This is a genomic window from Winslowiella arboricola (assembly GCF_025527015.1).
Lineage (GTDB): Bacteria > Pseudomonadota > Gammaproteobacteria > Enterobacterales > Enterobacteriaceae > Erwinia > Erwinia arboricola.
The window spans coordinates 92,401-115,737 of sequence record NZ_JAODIM010000043.1; the positions used below are offsets into that span (position 1 = coordinate 92,401).

Annotated in this window: 18 protein-coding genes, 2 tRNA genes and 1 pseudogene; 14 read left to right on the plus strand and 7 right to left on the minus strand. The window is 51.2% G+C overall.

All coding sequences use genetic code 11. The annotated features are described in order from the left end of the window. Nucleotides 1-48: 48 nt before the first annotated feature. The 3 genes from N5923_RS18025 to N5923_RS18035 all read left to right on the plus strand — a co-directional run bounded on the left by N5923_RS18025 (nucleotide 49) and on the right by N5923_RS18035 (nucleotide 3,075). Nucleotides 49-600, plus strand: a complete 552-nt coding sequence (locus tag N5923_RS18025; protein WP_267144987.1) for an NAD(P)H nitroreductase — start codon at nucleotides 49-51, stop codon at nucleotides 598-600. 226 nt (nucleotides 601-826) lie between these two features. Next, the gene (locus N5923_RS18030; RefSeq protein WP_267144986.1) at nucleotides 827-2,749 is read left to right on the plus strand and encodes a DNA topoisomerase III; all 1,923 of its coding nucleotides are present in this window, start codon (nucleotides 827-829) and stop codon (nucleotides 2,747-2,749) included. Then, a complete protein-coding gene (locus N5923_RS18035; RefSeq protein WP_267144985.1) occupies nucleotides 2,749-3,075 on the plus strand; it encodes a DUF1496 domain-containing protein in 327 nt (108 codons plus the stop codon). The genes N5923_RS18030 and N5923_RS18035 overlap by 1 nt, the downstream gene beginning before the upstream one ends. A gap of 27 nt (nucleotides 3,076-3,102) precedes the next feature. Here the strand turns inward: N5923_RS18035 and xthA are convergent, their stop codons facing one another. The 5 genes from xthA to N5923_RS18060 all read right to left on the minus strand — a co-directional run bounded on the left by xthA (nucleotide 3,103) and on the right by N5923_RS18060 (nucleotide 5,912). Then, complete coding sequence (gene xthA / locus N5923_RS18040; protein ID WP_267144984.1) at nucleotides 3,103-3,909, minus strand: exodeoxyribonuclease III; 807 nt, start codon at nucleotides 3,907-3,909, stop codon at nucleotides 3,103-3,105. A gap of 93 nt (nucleotides 3,910-4,002) precedes the next feature. Then, nucleotides 4,003-4,087 (minus strand) — tRNA-Tyr (locus N5923_RS18045). A 230-nt stretch (nucleotides 4,088-4,317) separates the two neighbouring features. Next, nucleotides 4,318-4,402 (minus strand) — tRNA-Tyr (locus N5923_RS18050). Between the two features lie 149 nt (nucleotides 4,403-4,551). Then, nucleotides 4,552-5,400: a formyltetrahydrofolate deformylase gene (gene purU / locus N5923_RS18055; RefSeq protein ID WP_017799849.1), complete on the minus strand. Its 849-nt coding sequence runs from the start codon at nucleotides 5,398-5,400 to the stop codon at nucleotides 4,552-4,554. 53 nt (nucleotides 5,401-5,453) lie between these two features. After that, nucleotides 5,454-5,912: a YchJ family protein gene (locus tag N5923_RS18060; protein WP_267144983.1), complete on the minus strand. Its 459-nt coding sequence runs from the start codon at nucleotides 5,910-5,912 to the stop codon at nucleotides 5,454-5,456. Nucleotides 5,913-6,009: 97 nt separating this feature from the next. On the opposite strand from N5923_RS18060, the gene rssA reads away from it, so the two are divergent. The 5 genes from rssA to N5923_RS18085 all read left to right on the plus strand — a co-directional run bounded on the left by rssA (nucleotide 6,010) and on the right by N5923_RS18085 (nucleotide 11,519). Beyond that, complete coding sequence (rssA, locus tag N5923_RS18065) at nucleotides 6,010-6,912, plus strand: patatin-like phospholipase RssA (protein ID WP_267144982.1); 903 nt, start codon at nucleotides 6,010-6,012, stop codon at nucleotides 6,910-6,912. Nucleotides 6,913-7,014: 102 nt separating this feature from the next. Continuing rightward, nucleotides 7,015-8,028, plus strand: coding sequence for a two-component system response regulator RssB (gene rssB / locus N5923_RS18070; protein ID WP_267144981.1), 1,014 nt, complete (start codon nucleotides 7,015-7,017; stop codon nucleotides 8,026-8,028). Between the two features lie 195 nt (nucleotides 8,029-8,223). Next, a complete protein-coding gene (gene galU, locus N5923_RS18075; RefSeq protein WP_267144980.1) occupies nucleotides 8,224-9,132 on the plus strand; it encodes a UTP--glucose-1-phosphate uridylyltransferase GalU in 909 nt (302 codons plus the stop codon). 24 nt (nucleotides 9,133-9,156) lie between these two features. After that, a complete protein-coding gene (locus N5923_RS18080) occupies nucleotides 9,157-10,497 on the plus strand; it encodes a UDP-glucose dehydrogenase family protein (protein WP_267144979.1) in 1,341 nt (446 codons plus the stop codon). Between the two features lie 14 nt (nucleotides 10,498-10,511). Further along, on the plus strand, nucleotides 10,512-11,519 hold the full coding sequence (locus N5923_RS18085) for an NAD-dependent epimerase (RefSeq protein WP_267144978.1): 1,008 nt from the start codon (nucleotides 10,512-10,514) through the stop codon (nucleotides 11,517-11,519). A gap of 159 nt (nucleotides 11,520-11,678) precedes the next feature. Here N5923_RS18085 and hns read toward each other — a convergent pair whose 3' ends face one another. After that, entirely contained in the window at nucleotides 11,679-12,086 is a 408-nt protein-coding gene (gene hns / locus N5923_RS18090) for a histone-like nucleoid-structuring protein H-NS (RefSeq protein WP_017799856.1), read from the minus strand. A 520-nt stretch (nucleotides 12,087-12,606) separates the two neighbouring features. Here hns and tdk point away from each other — a divergent pair. Continuing rightward, the gene (gene tdk / locus N5923_RS18095) at nucleotides 12,607-13,227 is read left to right on the plus strand and encodes a thymidine kinase (protein WP_267144976.1); all 621 of its coding nucleotides are present in this window, start codon (nucleotides 12,607-12,609) and stop codon (nucleotides 13,225-13,227) included. Nucleotides 13,228-13,356: 129 nt separating this feature from the next. Here tdk and adhE read toward each other — a convergent pair whose 3' ends face one another. Then, complete coding sequence (gene adhE, locus N5923_RS18100; RefSeq protein ID WP_267144975.1) at nucleotides 13,357-16,041, minus strand: bifunctional acetaldehyde-CoA/alcohol dehydrogenase; 2,685 nt, start codon at nucleotides 16,039-16,041, stop codon at nucleotides 13,357-13,359. Nucleotides 16,042-16,535: 494 nt separating this feature from the next. Here adhE and N5923_RS18105 point away from each other — a divergent pair, with 494 nt between their 5' ends. The 5 genes and pseudogenes from N5923_RS18105 to oppC all read left to right on the plus strand — a co-directional run bounded on the left by N5923_RS18105 (nucleotide 16,536) and on the right by oppC (nucleotide 23,329). Then, the gene (locus N5923_RS18105; protein ID WP_267144974.1) at nucleotides 16,536-17,183 is read left to right on the plus strand and encodes a YchE family NAAT transporter; all 648 of its coding nucleotides are present in this window, start codon (nucleotides 16,536-16,538) and stop codon (nucleotides 17,181-17,183) included. A 729-nt stretch (nucleotides 17,184-17,912) separates the two neighbouring features. After that, nucleotides 17,913-19,529: an ABC transporter substrate-binding protein gene (locus N5923_RS18110; protein ID WP_267144973.1), complete on the plus strand. Its 1,617-nt coding sequence runs from the start codon at nucleotides 17,913-17,915 to the stop codon at nucleotides 19,527-19,529. Between the two features lie 179 nt (nucleotides 19,530-19,708). Next, a pseudogene (oppA, locus tag N5923_RS18115) lies at nucleotides 19,709-21,356 on the plus strand (oligopeptide ABC transporter substrate-binding protein OppA). 129 nt (nucleotides 21,357-21,485) lie between these two features. Next, nucleotides 21,486-22,406, plus strand: a complete 921-nt coding sequence (oppB, locus tag N5923_RS18120) for an oligopeptide ABC transporter permease OppB (protein ID WP_267144971.1) — start codon at nucleotides 21,486-21,488, stop codon at nucleotides 22,404-22,406. Between the two features lie 14 nt (nucleotides 22,407-22,420). Next, nucleotides 22,421-23,329, plus strand: a complete 909-nt coding sequence (oppC, locus tag N5923_RS18125; RefSeq protein ID WP_267144970.1) for an oligopeptide ABC transporter permease OppC — start codon at nucleotides 22,421-22,423, stop codon at nucleotides 23,327-23,329. Nucleotides 23,330-23,337 lie beyond the last annotated feature (8 nt).

A 23,337-nucleotide genomic window follows, 5' to 3' on the forward strand; every position in this document is an offset into this window, starting at 1 on the left:
GTGCTAGTTTGCACTGTCGTAAATGCTACTCATTATCAGGAGGCGTTAATGGATGCTCTGGATTTACTGCTTAACCGCCGCTCGGCATCACGCCTGGCAGAACCCGCTCCGGCGGGAGAGGCGTTAGAGAATATACTGCGTGCGGCGATGCGTGCGCCGGATCATGGCACGCTACAGCCATGGCGTTTTATTGTGATTGAGCACGAAGGACGTCAGCGTTTCAGTGAGTTGCTGGAAAAAGCGGCTCGTGATGATCAACTGGATGATAAAGCGATCAATAAAGCGCAGCAGGCACCGTTCCGTGCGCCGATGATTATCACCGTGGTAGCCCATTGTGAAAACGATACGAAAGTGCCGCGCTGGGAGCAGGTGGTGTCCGCAGGTTGTGCGGTAATGGCGATGCAGATGGCCGCCGTAGCGCAGGGCTTTAATGGCATCTGGCGCAGCGGTGCCTGGACTGAGCACGCGGCGGTACGCGATGCGTTTAACTGCCGTGAGCAGGACGCGATTGTCGGTTTTCTCTATCTCGGCACCCCGCAGTTAAAATCTTCCACTACCGTGGTTCCCCCGGATAGCGCGCCATTTGTCAGTTATTTCTGAGTGACTTTTTGCATTGCTGCATGCAGGGTTGTGAGCAACCCTGCATTTCGTCGGCATTATGAGCGATTAAGCCGTGGACAGTGACGATAAGCTTATCACTGCCGGTTGAACAGGCTAACATAGCGGCGATGATGCGACGATGGAGTGACTTATGAATAATCAGCTGGCATGGCGACTCCCGTGCATCGTCGGATTCAACCGTGAAGCAAAGGGTTAAGACGAAATAATGCGCCTGTTTATTGCCGAAAAACCGAGCCTTGCTCGTGCTATCGCCGACGTGTTGCCTAAGCCACATCGTCGTGGTGATGGTTTTATTGCCTGTGGCAATGATCAGATGGTCACCTGGTGCGTCGGGCACCTGCTGGAGCAGGCGCAGCCTGATAGCTATAACAGCCGTTTTGCGCGCTGGTCTCTGGCTGATTTACCGATAGTGCCGGAAAAGTGGCAGTTACAGCCGCGTCCTTCGGTCGCCAAACAACTGAATGTGATTAAAGGTCTGCTGGCACAGGCCAGCGAAGTGATTCATGCCGGTGACCCGGATCGCGAAGGGCAACTGCTGGTTGATGAAGTGCTCGACTATCTGGAACTGCCCGCTGAAAAGCGCGAAAAAGTGCAGCGCTGCCTGATTAACGATCTGAACCCGTCAGCGGTAGAGCGGGCGGTGAGCCGCCTGCGCGAAAACCGTGAATTTATTCCGTTGTGCGTGTCGGCGCTGGCCCGTTCACGAGCCGACTGGCTGTACGGCATTAATATGACGCGCGCCTACACCCTGCTGGGACGTAATGCTGGCTATGACGGCGTACTGTCGGTTGGCCGTGTGCAGACGCCGGTACTGGGGCTGGTGGTGCGTCGCGATGAAGAGATTGAAAACTTTGTCGCGAAGGACTTTTTTGAAGTCAAAGCGCATATCGTTACGCCAAAAGAGGAGCGTTTTGTCGCGCTGTGGCAACCCAGTGACTCCTGCGAACCGTATCAGGATGAAGAGGGGCGGTTACTGCATCGTCCGCTGGCAGACCATGTTGTCGCGCGGATTGGCGGGCAACCGGCCATCGTCACGCAGTACCAGGATAAGCGCGAGAATGACACCGCGCCGCTGCCGTTTTCACTCTCCAGCCTGCAGATCGAAGCCGCGCGCCGGTTTGGCCTTAGCGCGCAGACGGTGCTTGATACCTGTCAGAAGCTGTACGAGACCCATAAGCTGATCACTTACCCGCGTTCTGATAGCCGCTATCTGCCGGATGAGCACTTTGCCGGCCGCCATGCGGTACTTAACGCCATCAATGCTCATCAGCCTGACTTAACGCCGCCAGCGGATTTTGACACCGACCGTAAAAATCGCTGCTGGGACGATAAAAAAGTTGATGCTCACCACGCGATTATTCCTACCGCACGCAGCAGCCAGACCCGGCTTAGCGAGAATGAAGCCAATATTTATGGCCTGGTGGCGCGGCAGTATCTGATGCAGTTCTGCCCGGATGCGGTTTATCGTAAATGTGTGATCGATCTGGATATTGCAGGCGGAAAATTTATCGCCAAAGCCCGTTTTCTGGCGGAAGCAGGCTGGCGGGCATTGCTGGGCAGCAAGGAGCGCGACGAAGAGAATGATGGCACGCCGCTGCCGGTAGTGGCGAAGGGCGATGAGCTGCTGTGTGAACGCGGTGAAGTGGTGGAGAAGCAGACTCAGCCGCCGCGACCTTTTACTGATGCCACGCTGCTTTCGGCGATGACCGGCATTGCGCGCTTTGTTCAGGATAAAGATCTAAAGAAAATCCTCCGTGCGACCGATGGTTTAGGGACGGAGGCGACACGCGCCGGAATTATTGAGCTGCTGTTCAGACGCACCTTTCTGTATAAGAAAGGCCGCTATATCCACTCCAGCGAAGCCGGACGGGCGTTGATTCACTCGTTACCGGAGATGGCCGCCAGACCGGATATGACCGCACAGTGGGAATCGACGCTGACGAAAATCAGTGAGAAGCAGTGCAGCTACCAGGGATTTATGCATCCGCTGGTGGAAACACTCTACAATCTGATTAACCAGGCACGTCAACAACCTGCCGCTCATGCTTTCCGCGGTCTGCCTGCCGCGAACAGCAGCAAAAGCAAAAAACCGCCGCGTAAGTCGGCAAAGGCAAAGGAAACCGGATAATGAAATTATCAGCCGTAGTATTGTGTGCTGGCTGGCTGCTGAGCAGCGCCGCACTGGCGCAGGGGCAGTCGCAGGAGTATGGATCAAACCATTCGCGTGCCGGCGGCAATACCGATGTGGTGGTGGATCTGCCGCCCGAGGTGTGGACCCAGGGCAGCAATAATCAGCAAAACCAGCCCTGTGCGCGCTGCTGCACTTATGGCAATCAGAACTACAGTGAAGGGTCGGTGATCAAACAGGAAGGGGTGTTGTTGCAATGCGCGCGCGATAAAGCGTCGCTGGGAACCAATAATCTGATCTGGCAAATCATCAAACAGTCACGCTGACCGCCGCAGCGGCCAGCGTGTATGGCATTACAGTTTGAACTGCGCCCAGATCGGCGCATGGTCAGACGGCTTCTCCATGCTGCGAATATCATAATCAATGCCGGTCGCGATGCAGCGATCGGCAAGCGGTTTACTCGCCAGCACCAGATCGATACGCAGCCCGCGATTGTCGTCAAAGCCTTTTGAACGGTAGTCAAACCATGAGAAACGGTCGCTGGTTTCCCGGTTCTGCGCGCGCCAGGTATCCACCAGCCCCCAGTTCATCAGACGATCCATCCACTCGCGCTCTTCCGGCAGGAACGAGCATTTGCCGGTGCGCAGCCAGCGCTTGCGGTTATCTTCGCCAATACCGATATCCAGATCGGTTGAGCTGATATTCATATCGCCCATAATCAGCACCGGGCTTGCCGGCTGCAGATTCTGCTCAAGATAATTTTGCAGGTCACGGTAGAACTTATCTTTCGCCGGGAATTTGGTCGGATGGTCGCGGCTTTCGCCCTGCGGGAAATAGCCATTGATTACTGTCAGATTGCCCATCGGTGTCGCCAGTTCCGCCATAATCAGACGGCGTTGTGCATCTTCATCATCCCCAGGGAAACCGCGGCGCACCATAACCGGCGGCTCTTTCGTCAGCAGCGCCACGCCATAATGGCCTTTCTGGCCGTGATAAAAGACGTTGTATCCCAGCTTGCTGACATCTTCCAGCGGGAACATATCATCATGGACTTTGGTTTCCTGCAGGCCGATAACATCTGGCTGGTGCTGTTCGATAATCGCTTCGAGCTGATGCGGGCGTGCGCGCAGCCCATTGATATTAAAAGAAACAAATTTCATTTCAGTTGCCGTTTCGCGTAGGAAAAGATGGCCGGATGGTAGCAGATTTGGGCAGGGTATGTCATTACGGCTGGTGAAAAGCGTTGGTCGATATGGTGGTGGGGGAAGGATTCGAACCTTCGAAGTCGATGACGGCAGATTTACAGTCTGCTCCCTTTGGCCGCTCGGGAACCCCACCAGGGGAAGCGTATTATAAGTTTGGTTTCAGAGGGATAATACCTGCCCACTGTGCGGGAAGGATTACCGACCGGAGGTAAAGTACCTGCCCACTGCGCGGGAAGGATTACCGCCGCAAGCGGCGTTGTCTCGCTGGCGCTCGACTCGAACCTCCGAGGTCGAAGCTTCTCATCCTTCCCCAACGGGTAAATGAGACTAGCGGGATATCATTTACATGCTGCACAATGCAAATGGTGGTGGGGGAAGGATTCGAACCTTCGAAGTCGATGACGGCAGATTTACAGTCTGCTCCCTTTGGCCGCTCGGGAACCCCACCACTGGCCTGAAACACGTTGCTCGTAAGCGGGGCGCATCATATCAAATGAAACGTGGCTGTAAAGCACTGGATAACGGAAATTTTATCGTTTGCCGTTTTTTTACCCGGGATGCTGCTTTGCTGCACAAAACAGCATCCCGGGATGACTATTACAGAATAATAGTGCGGTTGCCGTACACAAATACGCGTTGCGCCAGCACTTTATACAGCGCACGGCTCAGCACATTTTTTTCCACATCGCGACCGGCGCGCATCATATCTTCCGCAGTGTAATTGTGATCGACATGAATCACGTCCTGCATAATGATCGGGCCTTCATCCAGATTGTCGTTCACGTAGTGCGCGGTAGCGCCGATAATCTTCACGCCACGCTCATACGCCTGGTGATAAGGGCGTGCGCCGATAAAGGCCGGCAGGAAAGAGTGGTGGATATTGATAATCTGGTTCGGGTAACGCTGCACAAACGCCGGGGTCAGCACACGCATATATTTGGCCAGCACCACATAATCCGGCTGATAGCGATCGATCTCCGCTGCCATATTATTATCGTGCTGTTCGCGCGTCATGCCTTCGTGGCTGACAAGGACGAAGGGAATATCAAAACGCTCCACCAGCGTGCGCAGCGTTTCATGGTTACCAATTACCGCCGCGATTTCTACGTCCAGACCGCCATAAATGCTTTTCATCAGCAGATCGCCGAGGCAGTGCGCCTCTTTGGTGACCAGAATCACCACACGACGACGACCGGCAGCGCCAAGCTCGCGTACCGAGCCTTGTGGCAAAGCACTGTCGAGATCGGCCAGCAGGGTATTATCGTTAAAGATCCCTTCCAGCTCGGTGCGCATAAAGAAGCGTCCGGTGCGATGATCAACAAATTCATTGTTCTGCACGATATTCAGCTCGTGCTTGTAACAAATATTGGTGATTTTAGCGATCAGCCCTTTCGCATCAGGGCAAATGGTACGTAAAACTTTTCGTTGCAGAGTTTGCGCTTGCATTTCGTTATCGATCCTGTCGAGCATGTGTTTCAAATCTAAACGGCACTACTTCTTTATTGGCCGCAACATTTTTTGTATTTTTTGTCGGAGCCGCAGGGGCAGCGATCGTTTCGACCCACCTGCGGTGCGATTCCGTCGATATAGTACCAGCGTTGATCGTCCCGAAGAAAGCGTGAGCGTTCATAGATAGCCGATGTGCGCTGATTCTCAGTATAACGTGCGAAAAAAGTGACAAAGGCTTCATTGTCATCTTTACCCGCCTGTTGAGCAGTAACATTCAGGCTGAGCCAGCGGGTGTTGGCAAAACTTTCTTCAAGCACACTTTGCAATTGTGGGTGCCGGGCACTACTGTGCCATGTAGCTACCAGATAAGCCGCATTCTGTTTAACATAGGCGGTATAGCGTGAGCGCATTAATTTTTCGGCGGTGGGCGGAAATGCAGACCCATTCAGCCACGGCTCGCAACATAGGCTATACTGCACTCCGCTACAGCACGGACACTTTTCAGTCACATGGACTCCGGGTTGTCAGACAATTAAAAACAAGCGTTATGTTAACCGAGCTGCAAGCGGTTAGCCATTTGCACGTAGAGTTATCGCCAGAGGTTGAATGAGACAGGTAAAAATTGGACTGGCGCTGGGTTCGGGCGCCGCCAAAGGATGGGCCCATATCGGCGTGATCAATGCGCTTGAGCGCGCAGGCATTAAGGTGGATATCGTTGCCGGTTGTTCCGTCGGCGCGCTGGTTGGCGCCGCCTATGCCAGCGAACGTCTGCCGGTGATGGAAAAGTGGGTCCGCTCATTCAGCTACTGGGATGTTATCCGGTTGATGGATTTCTCATGGCGTCGCGGCGGCCTGCTGCGCGGTGAACGGGTGTTTAACCACGTCCGTCGGCTGATCACGCATGAAGATATCGAACAGTGTAAAATGCGTTTTGGTGCGGTGGCAACCAATCTCAGCACCGGCCGTGAGCTTTGGCTGACGGAAGGTGATCTTCATCAGGCCGTTCGCGCGTCCTGCAGCATGCCGGGTTTACTGGCGCCCGTCGGTTACAATGGCTACTGGCTGGTGGATGGGGCCGTGGTGAATCCGGTGCCAATTTCGCTAACGCGCGCATTAGGCGCCGACATTGTTATTGCCGTCGATTTACAACATGATGCGCACCTGATGCAGCAGGATTTGCTGTCGGTTACGCCGCAAAGCGCGGAGCAGGAGAGCGAGCCAGTCACCAGCTGGGGCGGTAAACTGCGTCAGCAGTTGTCAAAAATGGCCACCCGCCGCATCAACCAGACGCCGGGGGCGATGGAAATTATGACCACCTCCATCCAGGTGTTAGAGAACCGGGTTAAGCGCAACCGCATGGCGGGCGATCCACCTGATGTACTTATTCAACCTTTTTGCCCGCAGATATCGACGCTCGATTTTCATCGTGCTGAAGAAGCGATAGCGGCAGGCAAACTGGCCGTCGAAAAAAAAATGGATGAGCTTTTACCGCTTGTTCGAAACAGGTAATCAAGCCTGTCACCGCCAGTGATGGTGACTTCAGGCAATTCTGACAGGCATAAGTGCGTTTTATGAACCACTATTGAATTATCTGGCGCACAAGGGGGAGCAATGGAAAAACCATTAATCGGAAAGCAGATACTCATCGTTGAAGATGAGCTGGTTTTCCGTACCCTGCTGGAAAACTTCCTTCAGGCTTTGGGCGCGACGACGGTCGCCGTTGGCGATGGACTTGAAGCACTGGATGCTCTGCAACACCAGACGCCCGATATGATGATATGCGATCTGGATATGCCGCGTATGAATGGGATTCGGCTGGTAGAGCATCTGCGTGCCCGCGGTAATACCTTACCGATTCTTATTGTCTCTGCTACCGAGAATATGTCCGATATCGCCCATGTGCTGCGTCTTGGCGTGCAGGATGTGCTGCTGAAACCGGTCAGGGATCTCGAACGGCTGCGCGAGGCGGTATATGAGTGTCTCTATCCGTCGATGTTCACTTCGAAAGTGGAAGAGGATGAGCAGCTGTTTCAGGACTGGGATGCGCTGGTGCGCGATCCTTCTGCGGCAGCTAAACTGCTTAAAGAGTTGCAGCCGCCGGTACAGCAGGTTATCGCCAATTGCCGGATTAATTACCGCCAGTTAACCATGGCGGAACAGCCCGGCCTGGTGCTGGACATTGCCGCGTTGTCGGAAAAAGATCTCGCCTTTTACTGTCTGGATGTGACCCGTGCCGGAGATAATGGCGTGCTGGCTGCGCTTTTATTACGTGCGCTGTTTAATGGTTTACTCCAGGAACAGTTATCCGGGCAGGGGCCGCGCTTGCCGGAATTAGGTGGCTTGTTAAAACAGGTGAATCTGTTATTGCGTCAGGCTAATCTGAACGGTCAATTTCCATTATTGGTCGGCTATTATCATCAAGGCCTGAAAAATTTGATCCTCGTCTCTGCCGGACTGAATGCCACGCTGAACATTAACACCCATCAAATTCAGTTAAATAATGGTGTACCGCTGGGAACGCTTGGCAGCACACATCTTAATCAAATAAGCCAGCGCTGCGACGCATGGCAATGTCAGGTGTGGGGCGCGGGTGGCAGGCTTCGGCTGATGCTGTCGACTGAATAATAAACAGATAATATTATTGTTTACCACGCCGACGACAGCGCCAGCTATAAGCTTTACACTTGGGTAATAGTCTTAATTTAACTGGAATTTGGTTAACCAGGATAAATCCTGCGTCTCTGAACTGATATACTCACTTTCGTTTTTTAAATCGACATATCAAGTAATAACTTGAACGGCCTAAAGAGAGGTATCTTGATGTCTGCCTATAAGTCTAAAGTAAAAAAAGCGGTAATCCCTGTAGCAGGGCTGGGGACGCGTATGCTGCCAGCCACCAAAGCTATTCCTAAAGAGATGCTGCCTTTGGTTGATAAGCCGTTAATTCAGTATGTCGTTAACGAGTGTATCGCAGCAGGAATCAATGAAATTGTGCTGGTCACGCACTCTTCCAAAAATGCCATCGAGAACCATTTTGATACCAGTTTCGAGCTGGAATCAATGCTGGAAAAACGCGTTAAGCGCCAGCTGCTGGACGAAATTCAGTCTATCTGCCCACCTCATGTCACCATCATGCAGGTACGTCAGGGTATTGCCAAAGGCCTCGGCCACGCGGTGATGTGCGCACTGCCACTGGTTGGCGACGAGCCGTTTGTGGTGATCCTGCCAGACGTTATCATTGATGAGTATGAATCTGATCTGAGCACCGAAAACCTGGCCGATATGGTGAAGCGTTACGATGAAACAGGTTTCAGCCAGATTATGGTTGAGCCGGTGGCTGATGTGACCGCTTACGGTGTGGTGGATTGTGAAGGTCGCGAACTGAACCCTGGCGAAAGCGCACCGATGGTCGGTGTGGTTGAGAAGCCTAAAGCAGCGGAAGCGCCATCTAATCTGGCTGTTGTGGGTCGTTATGTCCTCTCTGCGGATATCTGGCCGCTGCTGGCCAAAACCCCTCCGGGCGCTGGTGGTGAAGTTCAGCTGACTGACTCCATCGCTATGCTGATGGAAAAACAGACGGTAGAAGCGTATCACCTGAAAGGCGTCAGCCATGACTGTGGTAACAAGCTTGGCTACATGCAGGCTTTCGTTGAATACGGTGTGCGTCATGAATCACTGGGCAGCGATTTCAAACAGTGGCTGGAAAGCACCGTCGGTAATAAAAAGTAATTCATTTTAAAGCGGGATAAATCAATGAAAGTCACCGTATTTGGTATCGGCTATGTTGGTCTGGTTCAGGCTGCGGTACTGGCCGAAGTCGGACATGACGTTCTTTGTATCGATGTCGACGAGAACAAAGTAGAAAACCTTAAGAAAGGAATCATTCCGATCTTTGAACCAGGTCTGACACCCCTCGTCATGCAGAACTACGAAGCCGGTCGGCTGAAGTTCAGCACGAACGCCGAAGAGGGCGTTAATCACGGCGTAATGCAATTTATTGCAGTCGGAACGCCGCCAGACGAAGATGGCTCAGCGGATCTGAAATATGTTACCGCTGTGGCGCGCACCATTGCGCAACATATGAACGAGCACAAAGTCGTTATCGACAAATCAACGGTACCGGTAGGCACCGCTGACCGTGTCCGTGCGGTAATGGCGGAAACCTTACAGGCGCGTGACCACAACATCAGTTTCGATGTGGTTTCCAACCCTGAGTTTCTGAAAGAGGGTGCAGCGGTCAATGACTGTATGCGTCCTGAGCGTATCGTTGTCGGTACCGATAATGAGGATGTGGTGGAACTGCTGCGTGAACTTTACGAGCCGTTTAACCGTAATCACGATCGTATGATCCTGATGGATATCCGCAGCGCCGAGCTGACCAAGTATGCCGCGAACTGTATGCTGGCAACCAAAATCAGCTTTATGAATGAGATGTCTAACCTGGCGGAACTTCTGGGTGCGGATATTGAGAAAGTGCGTCAGGGTATTGGTTCCGATCCGCGTATCGGCTATCACTTTATCTACCCTGGCTGCGGCTACGGCGGTTCCTGCTTCCCGAAAGATGTGCAGGCGCTGATCCGTACTTCTGAGTCAATTGGCTACACGCCACGTCTGTTGCAGGCGGTGGAAGAGGTTAATGACGCGCAGAAAAATAAACTGCCGACCTTTATTAAGCGCCACTTTGGTGACAATCTGCAGGGCAAAACCTTCGCTCTGTGGGGGCTGTCGTTTAAGCCGAATACCGATGATATGCGTGAAGCTTCTGCGCGCGTGCTGATGGAAACATTATGGCAGGCGGGCGCCACCGTTCAGGCTTTCGATCCTGAAGCGATGGACGAAGCTCAGCGTATTTACGGCCATCGTGCCGATCTGAAGCTGATGGGCACCAAAGAAGCAGCATTGCAGGGCGCTGATGGTCTGGTCATTTGTACAGAGTGGAAAAACTTCCGCGCGCCAGACTTTGATGTGATTAAAAATGCCTTAAAAGAACCCGTGATTTTTGATGGTCGTAACCTGTATGATCCAGAAAGAGTCAGCAAGCGCGGTTTTGTTTATTATGCAATCGGCCGCGGAGCGTCTATTGAAATTGCATAATTAACGAGGAATGTATGAAATATCTGGTCACCGGCGCAGCAGGCTTCATTGGTTTTCACGTTAGCCAACGGTTGTTGTTAGCCGGTCACCAGGTTGTCGGAATCGACAACCTGAATGATTACTACGATGTAAATCTCAAAATTGCCCGCCTCGAACTGCTTAAATCTCAACCTGAATTCTTATTTGTCGCCTGCGATCTTGCCGATCGTCAGGGCATGGCGCAATTATTCGCCGAACAGGGTTTCCAGCGCGTGATTCATTTGGCGGCGCAGGCAGGCGTACGTTATTCCATCGATAATCCCCATGCCTATGCTGACGCCAATTTAGTCGGTCATTTAAATGTGCTGGAAGGTTGTCGTCACCATAACATTGAGCATTTGTTATATGCCTCTTCCAGCTCGGTGTATGGACTAAACAGAAAAATGCCATTCTCGACCGATGATTCGGTTGATCATCCGGTTTCACTTTATGCAGCGACCAAAAAAGCCAATGAGCTGATGTCGCATACCTATTCCCATCTGTACGGAATTCCTACCACCGGGTTACGCTTCTTTACCGTATATGGTCCCTGGGGACGCCCCGATATGGCATTGTTCAAGTTCACCCGCGCTATTATTGCGGGCGAGAGTATCGATGTTTATAACCATGGCGAAATGCGTCGCGATTTTACTTATATTGACGATATTGCGGAGTCGATTATTCGCCTGCAGGATATCGTGCCGGTAAAAGATGAAAACTGGACGGTAGAAACGGGTTCGCCAGCCACCAGCTCGGCGCCATACCGTGTATATAATATCGGCAACAGCAATCCTGTTACGCTGATGGCCTACATTGAGGCGCTGGAAAATGCGCTGGGCATGACCGCTAATAAAAACATGCTGCCAATGCAGCCAGGTGATGTGCTGGAGACCAGTGCGGACACACAAGCGCTGTACGACGTTATTGGCTTTAAGCCGCGTACTGGTGTGGAAGAGGGGATTAAACGCTTTGTAGCGTGGTACAGGGCGTTCTACAAGGTGTAATCAGTAACAACACAGGTGTTACTGCAGATAACAAAAAAGGAAGCCATTGGCTTCCTTTGTTTTTTGTGCAACCTGGCGTCACAAATGTTCAATAAAGGCGAAAATAAAAAACCCCATTTTTATCAAATGGGGTTATTTGGGAAGCACCCTGAACAGCTATTACAGCAGGAAATCATCCAGCTGTTTTCCCTGCTCTTCGATAGCTTTTTTGATCACGGCCGGAGTACGACCCTGGCCAGTCCAGGTTTTGGATTCGCCATTCTCATCGATGTATGAATATTTAGCCGGACGCGCAGCGCGTTTTGCTTTGCCCGCAGCTTTAGTTGCAGCCATAGTCTGCAGCAATTCATTAGGGTCGATACCGTCAGCAATCAGCATCTCACGATATTGCTGCAGTTTTTTGGTACGTTCTTCAATCTCGGCCTGAGCCTGAGAATCTTCATCGCGACGTTCGTTAACGACGACTTCCAGTTTTTCCAGCATCTCTTCCAGAGTCTCAAGGGTGCATTCTCTGGCTTGGGCACGCAGAGTGCGGATGTTGTTCAGAATTTTAAGTGCTTCGCTCATTGTCCTAACTCTCGACATTATATTGGGTGGGAGAAATGTTCTGCCTGATAATAATAGAGGCCGTAAATAGGAACTGCAATAGTTAATTTTGTAAGAAACTCAAAATAACTATTTAAAGTGGGATTAGCATAACGCTATTAGCAAAAATTTAAACCCCATTGATGCAGAAATATGCCATCTGATAAAAAATAAAGCACCATAACTGTGCGCCAGGTAGGGTTTTGCTACTGTCGTTAAGCCAAATAGTGAGGGTGAAAAGCTAAGAATGGCCTTACAGAACCGCTGACAGCAAACTAAAATAGAGAAAAGTCCGGCGATATTAACGCTTTCTATATTGCTTTTTTACCGTTAAATGCGCTTTCCATGACGGAAGATTGTTGCTTTAAACAGCAGGGGTAAAATTAAGCTGCCGCAGAGGGTCATCAGGCGGCGCTGAGATGCCGGTGCCGCAATATTGCGTGATACTGTGATACAATCCGTGACATACACGGGTAACCTTTCAAGCATGGAGTTCGGCCTGATGGCTCAGCTTTATTTTTATTATTCGGCGATGAACGCTGGCAAATCCACTGCGCTGTTACAGTCTTCTTATAATTATCATGAAAGAGGGATGCGCACGCTGATCTATACCGCTGAGATCGACAACCGCTTTGGCGTGGCGAAAGTCAGCTCGCGTATTGGTCTTTCATCTCCAGCAAAACTTTATAATAACCACACTTCACTGTTGCAGGAAATTAGCGCAGAACATCAACAGCAGACCGTGCATTGCGTGCTGGTGGATGAAAGCCAATTTCTTACACGAGAACAGGTTAAAGAACTTTCTGATGTGGTCGACAATCTCGATATACCTGTACTCTGTTATGGATTACGTACAGATTTTCGTGGTGAATTGTTTAGCGGCAGTCAGTATTTATTGGCCTGGTCGGATAAGCTGGTTGAACTAAAAACAATCTGCCACTGTGGTCGCAAAGCCAGTATGGTATTACGCCTCGACAGTCATGGCGCGCCATATAAAGAGGGTGAGCAGGTGGTGATTGGCGGGAATGAACGCTACGTCTCAGTCTGTCGTAAGCACTATAAAGAAGCGTTGTATAGCGGTGCTCATAGCGCAATATATGGCGACCGCACCCCGGCTCAATAAACTGTTGCTCACGCCAGCTTAAATCGGCGCAAACGGTTGTCCTGCACATTTAGCTGTGGAAATAATTGCTTAGTGATTATCCATGATAAAAACCCGCCGGAGCGGGTTTTTTTACAGCTTATTCAGCGCTTAGCTTTTTACTTTTTTCTCAACCTTTTCACTTTTCACCGGTTGTGCTTTCACAGCTTCTGCAACATTCGCGAAAGGTTCGACAAAATCACGACCGTAGAAACTGTCCAGCATAATCTGTTTCAGTTCAGCAATCAGCGGATAACGTGGGTTTGCTCCGGTACACTGGTCATCAAACGCATCGTCAGCCAGTTTGTCGACTTTTGCGAGGAAGTCAGCTTCCTGCACGCCGGCTTCGCGGATAGATTTTGGAATGCCCAGTTCAGCTTTCATCTCTTCCAGCCAGGCCAGCAGCTTTTCAATTTTCTGCGCGGTGCGGTCACCCGCAGCGCTTAAACCTAAGTGGTCGGCGATCTCGGCATAACGACGGCGCGCCTGTGGGCGGTCATACTGACTGAAGGCGGTCTGCTTGGTCGGGTTGTCATTGGCGTTATAGCGAATAACGTTACAAATCAGCAGCGAGTTCGCCAGGCCGTGCGGAATGTGGAACTCGGAACCCAGTTTATGCGCCATGGAGTGACAGACCCCGAGGAAGGCGTTGGCAAAAGCGATACCGGCAATGGTGGCGGCATTATGTACACGTTCACGGGCGACCGGGTTTTTCGCCCCTTCGCGGTAACTGGCTGGCAGGTTGTGTTGCAACAGTTTCAGCGCCTGCAACGCCTGGCCGTCAGAGTACTCGTTGGCCAGCACGGAAACGTAGGCTTCCAGTGAGTGGGTGACCGCATCCAGACCACCGAAGGCGCACAGTGATTTCGGCATATTCATCACGAGGTTGGCATCGACAATCGCCATATCCGGGGTCAGCGCGTAATCTGCCAGCGGATATTTCTGACCTGTGGCATCATCGGTCACCACCGCAAACGGGGTGACTTCAGAACCGGTACCGGAGGTGGTGGTAATCGCGATCATTTTCGCTTTCACACCCATTTTCGGGAACTTATAGATGCGTTTACGGATATCCATAAAGCGCAGCGCCAGCTCTTCAAAGGCGGTTTCCGGATGCTCATACATCACCCACATGATTTTCGCCGCATCCATTGGTGAGCCACCGCCCAGTGCGATAATCACATCTGGTTTAAATGAGTGCATCTGCTCGGCGCCTTTACGCACCACGCTGAGGGTGGGATCCGCTTCCACTTCAAAGAACACTTCAGTTTCGACACCGTGTGCTTTCATCACATTGATAATCTGGTCGGCATAACCGTTGTTAAACAGGTAACGGTCGGTGACGATAAAGGCGCGTCTGGCCCCATCGGTCGCCACTTCCTGCAGGGCGACAGGCAGTGAACCACGACGGAAGTAAATAGACTTCGGAAGTTTATGCCACAACATATTCTCTGCTCGCTTGGCCACGGTTTTCTTGTTGATCAGATGTTTAGGTCCGACGTTTTCAGAAATGGAGTTACCGCCCCAGGAGCCGCAACCCAGCGTCAGCGACGGCGCCAGTTTAAAGTTATACAGATCGCCGATACCCCCCTGTGAAGCCGGGGTATTGATCAGGATACGTGCGGTTTTCATCTTGTCGCCAAAGAAGTTGACGCGTTCACGCTCGTTATCCTGGTCGGTATACAGACAGGAGGTGTGACCGATGCCGCCCATGGCGACCAGTTTTTCCGCCTTGCTGATGGCATCTGCAAAATCTTTGGCGCGGTACATGGCAAGGGTAGGGGAGAGTTTTTCGTGCGCAAAAGGCTCGGACTCATCAACCAGTTTCACTTCACCGATCAGAATTTTGGTATGCGCCGGTACCGTAATACCGGCGATTTCGGCAATTTTCACCGCTGCCTGACCGACGATGGCGGCATTCAGCGCACCGTTCTTCAGCAGGATATCCTGCACTGCTTTCAGCTCTTTGCCCTGCAACATATAGGCGCCGTGGCTGGCAAAGCGCTCACGTACTGCTTCATAGACGGAATCCACTACGATAACGGATTGTTCAGAGGCGCAGATCACGCCGTTATCGAAGGTTTTTGACATCAGGATAGAAGCGACGGCACGTTTGATATCGGCGGTTTCATCAATAACCACCGGCGTATTACCGGCGCCAACGCCAATTGCAGGTTTGCCGGAACTGTAGGCGGCTTTAACCATGCCCGGACCACCGGTCGCAAGGATCAGGTTGATATCCGGGTGATGCATCAGCTGGTTAGAGAGTTCGACTGACGGGACATCAATCCAGCCGATAATATCTTTTGGCGCACCGGCGGCAATCGCCGCCTGCAATACAATATCGGCGGCTTTATTGGTAGCGTCTTTCGCCCGTGGATGTGGCGAGAAAATAATGCCGTTACGGGTTTTCAGGCTGATTAAAGCTTTAAAAATCGCGGTTGACGTTGGGTTGGTGGTCGGGACAATCCCGCAGATAATACCAGTGGGTTCGGCGATGGTAATGGTGCCGTAGGTTTCATCGGTTTCGAGGATGCCACAGGTTTTTTCGTCTTTATAAGCGTTGTAAATATATTCAGATGCGAAGTGGTTTTTGATTACTTTATCTTCCACAATACCCATGCCGGATTCCGCGACAGCCATTTTGGCCAGCGGGATTCGGGCATCGGCAGCCGCCAGAGCGGCAGCGCGGAAGATTTTGTCTACTTGTTCTTGAGTGAAGTTGGCGTATTCACGCTGGGCTTTTTTAACGCGTTCTACCAGTGCGTTAAGTTCAGCGATATTGGTAACGGCCATAATGCATCTCCTGATGGAAGTTAAACTTTTTTAGTAAACAAACTTCGACTACGGAGTATAGTCAGAGGGCGGCAAACTGTCGTGGGATTACGAAGTCAGTTTGCCAAAATACCCTTGTAAATCATGTTCATTTACTAAAAGAGTTTTGCTGCTTCTGCTGTCTGATGTTACGCTTCTGGCACTTGCTTACTTTACTTTCTTAATGTCACTGAGCTTACCCCTGTGGTGGGCAGGATTTCATGATCTGCATCAAGATTTATGCAAGCTGACTCCATTCAGCACTGATTAAAGTTTGATCAGGCGCAAAGAATTTAATCTTTCCCAGTCAGCTCAACCTTCCGCCAAATCATGCAACTGCTCAGAATGCTGAATACTGGTGCGTTATGCTGGCTTTTGGTTTAAATCGAGACTGTTATGCTGCGCTGTTCGCTGGAATCCACCACACTTTTCCATTAGATTAGGCGGCTGAAATTGGCTCAGGTCTGGAGCGCTGAGTGAACCCCGCAATTCTTGATTTATCCGGCTATATTAAATTTTTTGTCGGGCTGTTTGCGCTGGTCAATCCCGTGGGGATTATTCCGGTGTTTATCAGCATGACCAGCTATCAGCCGGTAGCTGAACGTAATAAAACCAATCTGACTGCCAATCTGGCGGTGGCGATTATTTTGTGGACCTCATTGTTTCTCGGCGATGCCATCCTGCATATATTTGGTATCTCCATTGACTCGTTCCGCATTGCCGGTGGCATTCTGGTGGTGACTATTGCGATGTCGATGATCAGCGGCAAGCTGGGTGAGGATAAGCAGAACAAGCAGGAGAAATCGGAAACCGCTATCCGCGAGAGTATTGGCGTGGTACCCCTGGCGCTGCCGCTTATGGCCGGGCCGGGTGCGATCAGTTCGACCATCGTCTGGAGCACCCGCTATCACAACTGGCAAAATTTGCTTGGCTTCAGCCTGGCGATTGCGCTATTTGCTGCCTGTTGCTGGCTGCTGTTTCGTGCCGCGCCATTAATGGTGCGTCTGTTAGGCCAGACCGGAATTAATGTGATAACCCGTATTATGGGATTATTGCTGATGGCTCTGGGAATTGAATTTGTTGTTACCGGTATCAAAGCGCTGTTCCCTGGCTTAGTCAGCTAATCTTTTTCTCCCTGCTATCTGCAAAAATAAGCGCACAATATGCGCTTATTTTTTATCCATCGCTCTGTTTGTGCCTCATAACAGTGCATCTTGTGAAAATAATGCACAAGCATAGTGCAATTATTCATTTCTCTTATTCAATGAAAGCTGAGATAAGGTTAATTTCTACCATCTGAGCCGATTACCGAACACAGCCTGCTGGCTGTTACTTTTCTCACACAATTGTCTGGCGATGAAATGATATTTGCTGGTTTTGTTGCGAATAATTGTCGCTTTAATCCAGCATATTGTGCTGAACTGGTCATAATTTCTGATTGTTTGTGCATTTTGTGCGCAAGTAAATTATTTTATCAACATTTAAAAAGCGGATTTCAGTTGTAACGTGCTGATCTATAATGTTTTATGGCTTATTTTTGGTTAATAAATAACACTTTTGTGCTGATTGTTAACGTGATAAAAGAGAATTAGTTAACATTTTCACTATTTTGCTTTGGCGCATCATACCGCCTTCTGCTAATTTCCGACGCAATGTGAAAAAAAACGGCCCTGTTTGCAAAATGAGAATGAATTTTGCTTATAACTTAATAGCTAATTATTAATGCGGTAAGTTTCCTTCTGATTCAGGCTTGCGCCAGATAATCAGGATTCATTCTCATTACGTTTGCACTACTGCTTAGCACGCAGCGCAAGTGGCATGCAGATCCACCAATAAGGATAAGTAACAGTTTTATGAAATTGACTAACGCGCCGCTATTTATCCTGTTATCGGGTCTGACAGCTTCCGCAACCGGCGCCACCGTTCCTCCGGGGACGGAGCTGGCGCCCGAACAAGCGATTGTGATTAATAATGGCAGCGAAGTGGCATCACTGGATCCGCATAAAACGGAAGGTGTGCCGGAAAGCAATGTGTTACTTAATTTGCTGGAAGGGCTGGTATCCAGTGACAATTATGGTCAGCTGGTGCCGGGCGTCGCCGCGCGCTGGGAAAACAGCGAGGGCAAAGTCTGGACCTTCTGGTTGCGTAAAGATGCCCGCTGGAGCAACGGAGAGCCGGTCACGGCGCAGGATTTTGTTTATAGCTGGCAACGTCTGGTTGACCCGAAAACCGCTTCACCCTATGCCAGCTATGTGCAGTATGCGCATATCGCCAATGTCGATGAGATTATCAGTGGTAAAAAACCCGCCACCGCGCTGGGCGTCAAAGCGCTTGATGATCACCGCTTGCAGGTGACGCTCAGTCAGCCTGTGCCTTATCTGCTGGCGATGCTGGCGCATACCGCAATGAAACCGGTCAATCGCCACGCGATAGAAACCTTTGGCGATCGGTGGACCCGTCCTGAGCACTTTGTCGGCAACGGCGCTTACAACCTTGCCAGCTGGGTAGTGAATGAGAAGATTGTGCTGAAGCGCAATCCCACTTACTGGAATAACCGCCAGACCGTGATTGAGCAGGGCACCTTTTTACCGATTGCTTCGGAAACCAGCGATGTTAATCGCTTCCGCAGCGGGGAAATCGATATCACCAACAGTGCGATTCCGCCAGAGCTCTATCCGATGCTGAAAAAAGAACTGGGTGAGCAGCTGCACGTCAGTCCTTATCTCTGCACCTTCTATTACGAAATTAATAACCAGCGTGCACCTTTCACCGATGCGCGCGTGCGTACCGCGCTGAAATTAACGCTCGATCGTGAAATTATCGCCGACAAAATAATGGGGCAGGGACAGATCCCGGCTTATGGCCTGACGCCGCCTTTCACCGCAGGTGCGCGCTTCTCGCCGCCGGAGTGGTTTACCCTGACGCAGGCGCAGCGTAACGCCCAGGCGAAAACGCTGCTGGAACAGGCTGGCTACAGCGCCAGCAAACCGCTGAAATTTACCCTGCTGTATAACACTTCCGATCAGAATAAAAAGCAGGCGATTGCAGCGGCTTCGATGTGGAACAAGAATCTCGGCGCCGATGTAACCCTGCAAAACCAGGAGTGGAAAACGTTGCTGGCAACCAGGCATAACGCGCAGTATGACGTGGTGCGCGCCACCTGGTGCTCGGACTACAACGAGCCGTCAACCTTCCTCAATATGCTGCTGAGTGATTCATCGACCAATACCGCATTTTATAAAAGCAAATCCTTTGATGACCTGATGGCGCAGTCGTTGAGCGCGCCTGACGATAAGACACGTAGCTCGCTGTATCAGCGCGCTGAGAGCCAGCTGGATCGTGACTCGGCGATTATCCCGGTTTACTACCGCGTCAGTGTGCGTCTGGTGAAACCCTGGGTGGGCGGCTATACCGGTCGCGATCCGCAGGATCTGACTGACTTACAGTATTACTACATCACGAAACATTAATTTGCCGCGCACCGGGCGATACAGCCCGGGCGCAGCGAACGATGGTTGATCCCGTCAGGAATCAACACAACGCTGCTGAGGAGTTTGCCGTTCCAGGCTCCTTAGTGGTTTACCCGGGTAACGGGGGATCGCTGAAAGCGCACTGCATCAGCAATGATAATAACTGGAGTATTCAGAGTATGACCAACATCACGAAAAAAAGCCTGATCGCCCTTGGGGTGATGGCAGCGTTGAGCGCCAATGGCGCGCTGGCGGCAACCTTGCCGGCAGGCGTTGAATTAGCCGCTAAACAAGAGCTGGTTAAAGGCAACGGCGCAGAACTGCAATCACTCGATCCGCACAAAATTGAAGGTGTGCCGGAATCCAACGTCAGCCGCGATCTGCTTGAAGGTTTGATTATCAGTGATGAGCAGGGCCATCCAATCCCTGGCGTGGCTGAAAGCTGGGACAATAAAGACAGCAAGGTGTGGACATTCCACCTGCGTAAAAATGCCAAATGGTCAAACGGCGAGCCGGTGACCGCGCAAGATTTCGTCTATAGCTGGCAGCGTCTGGCCGATCCGAATACCGCATCGCCTTATGCCAGCTATCTGCAGTATGGTCATCTGGCCAATATCGATGACATTATCGCCGGTAAGAAAAAACCCACCGAGCTGGGTGTGAAAGCGATTGATGCCAATACCCTTGAAGTGACGCTGTCTGAGCCAGTGCCTTACTTCTTCAAGCTGCTGATTCACCCGTCAATGTCGCCAGTGTATAAACCTGCGGTTGATAAATTTGGTGAGAAGTGGACGCAGCCGGAAAACTGGGTCGGTAACGGCGCATTTAAACTGAAAGAGTGGGTGGTTAACGAACGTATCGTGCTGGAGCGTAACCCTGATTACTGGGATAACGCTGCGACCAAACTGGACAAAGTGACCTTCCTGCCAATCTCTTCTGAAGTGACCGACGTTAACCGCTATCGCAGCGGCGGCAGCGATATGACCTATAACAATATGCCGATCGAACTGTTCCAGAAGCTGAAAAAAGAGATCCCGAAAGAGGTACACGTTGACCCGTATCTCTGCACCTACTACTACGAAATTAACAACCAGAAACCACCGTTTAACGATCCACGTGTACGTGCGGCGCTGAAACTGGGTATCGATCGTGACATTATCGTCAACAAGGTGAAAAACCAGGGCGATCTGCCGGCCTACAGCTACACCCCGCCGTATACCGATGGCATCAAGCTGACGCCACCAGAGTGGTTTAGCTGGTCACAGGAAAAACGTAACGAAGAAGCGAAGAAACTGCTGGCAGCAGCCGGCTTTACCGCCGACAAACCGCTGACCTTTGATCTGCTGTATAACACTTCCGATCTGCATAAAAAACTGGCGATCGCCGCGGCTTCTATCTGGAAGAAAAACCTCGGGGTGAACGTTAAGTTGCAGAACCAGGAATGGAAAACCTTCCTCGATACCCGTCATCAGGGCACCTTTGATGTGGCACGTGCTGGCTGGTGTGCTGACTATAACGAACCGACCTGACTATAACGAACCGACCACCTTCCTGAACACTATGCTGTCTGACAGCAGCAACAACACCTCACACTATAAGAGCGCGGATTACGACAAAGCGATCGCCGCTGCATTGCAGGCGCCGGACGAAGAGAAACGCAGTGAACTCTACGCCGAAGCTGAGAAGATCCTCGATAAAGACTCGGTGATTGTACCGGTCTATTACTACGTTAATGCCCGTCTGGTGAAACAGTACGTGGGCGGTTATACCGGCAAAGATCCGCAGGATAACGTCTACGACAAAAATCTGTACATCATTAAACATTAATTTTTTTTGGGGCGGCTTGTCCGCCCATATTTAATTATATTTCCTGATTTATCAGTGGAATAGCTTACAGTGACCGGACTTTACGGTCACTGCGTTGATACTGTAGTAACAGCCAGGTAGGTACGGGCAATGTTAAAGTTCATATTACGTCGTTGTCTGGAAGCGATTCCGACGTTATTTATTCTTATCACGATTTCCTTCTTTATGATGCGTTTAGCACCGGGCAGTCCTTTCACCGGTGAGCGCACGCTGGCACCAGAAGTGATGGCCAATATTGAAGCCAAATATCACTTAAACGATCCAATCATGACGCAATATTTCAGCTATCTGAAGCAACTGGCGCATGGTGACTTCGGTCCGTCGTTTAAATACAAAGACTATTCCGTTAACGATTTGGTCGCCGGTTCATTCCCGGTTTCCGCCAAACTTGGTGCCGCTGCGTTTATTTTTGCGCTGGTGCTGGGTGTCAGCGCCGGGGTCATCGCTGCGCTGAATCAGAATACCAAATGGGACTATACGGTGATGGGCATCGCCATGACCGGAGTGGTGATCCCCAGTTTTGTCGTCGCGCCGCTGCTGGTGATGGTGTTCGCCATTATGCTGAAGTGGCTGCCGGGCGGTGGCTGGAACGGCGGGGCATTGAAATTTATGATCCTGCCGATGGTGGCGCTGTCACTGGCCTATATTGCCAGTATCGCGCGTATTACCCGTGGTTCGATGATTGAAGTGCTGCACTCCAACTTTATCCGCACCGCGCGCGCCAAAGGACTGCCGATGCACCGCATCGTGCTGCGCCATGCGCTGAAACCCGCGCTGCTGCCGGTTCTCTCTTATCTTGGTCCGGCGTTTGTCGGCATTATTACCGGTTCAATGGTGATCGAAACGATTTATGGTCTGCCGGGTATTGGCCAGCTGTTTGTTAACGGCGCGCTGAACCGCGACTACTCGCTGGTGTTAAGTCTGACCATTCTGGTCGGTGCGTTAACCATTCTGTTTAATGCGATCGTTGACGTGCTGTATGCCGTTATCGATCCAAAAATTCGTTATTGATTACGGGGCTCGCCATGTTTGTAAGTAAGAAAAATAGCGAAGCTCTTGATACATTCAGTGAAAAGCTGGAAGTGGAAGGGCGCAGTTTATGGCAGGATGCACGCCGTCGTTTTATTCATAACCGCGCCGCATTAACCAGCCTGTTTGTGTTGCTGTTAATCGCGCTGTTTGTCATCCTGGCGCCGATCTTGTCATCGTTCACCTACGATGATACCGACTGGGCAATGATGTCAGCGACACCGGATATGACCTCAGGTCACTATTTTGGTACCGACTCATCAGGCCGCGATCTGCTGGTGCGCGTCGCCATTGGTGGACGTATCTCGCTGATGGTCGGTATCGCCGCCGCGCTGGTGGCGGTGCTGGTCGGCACGCTTTATGGCTCGCTGGCCGGTTATCTTGGCGGTAAAACCGACTCGGTGATGATGCGTCTGCTGGAAATCCTTAACTCCTTCCCGTTTATGTTCTTTGTGATTCTGCTGGTGACCTTTTTTGGTCAGAATATCCTGCTGATCTTTGTCGCTATCGGCATGGTTTCCTGGCTGGATATGGCGCGTATTGTGCGTGGCCAGACCCTGAGCCTGAAGCGCAAAGAGTTTATCGAAGCGGCACAGGTTGGTGGTGTCTCTACCTTTAATATCGTGGTACGCCATATCGTGCCCAATGTTCTGGGTGTGGTGGTGGTGTACGCCTCGCTGCTGGTTCCCAGCATGATCCTGTTTGAATCCTTTCTTAGCTTCCTCGGTCTCGGCACTCAGGAGCCTCTGAGCAGCTGGGGCGCGTTGCTGAGCGACGGCGCCAACTCGATGGAAGTGTCACCCTGGCTGTTGCTGTTTCCTGCGGGCTTTCTGGTTGTGACGTTGTTCTGTTTTAACTTTATTGGCGATGGTTTGCGTGACGCCCTCGACCCGAAAGATCGTTAAGGAGTTTC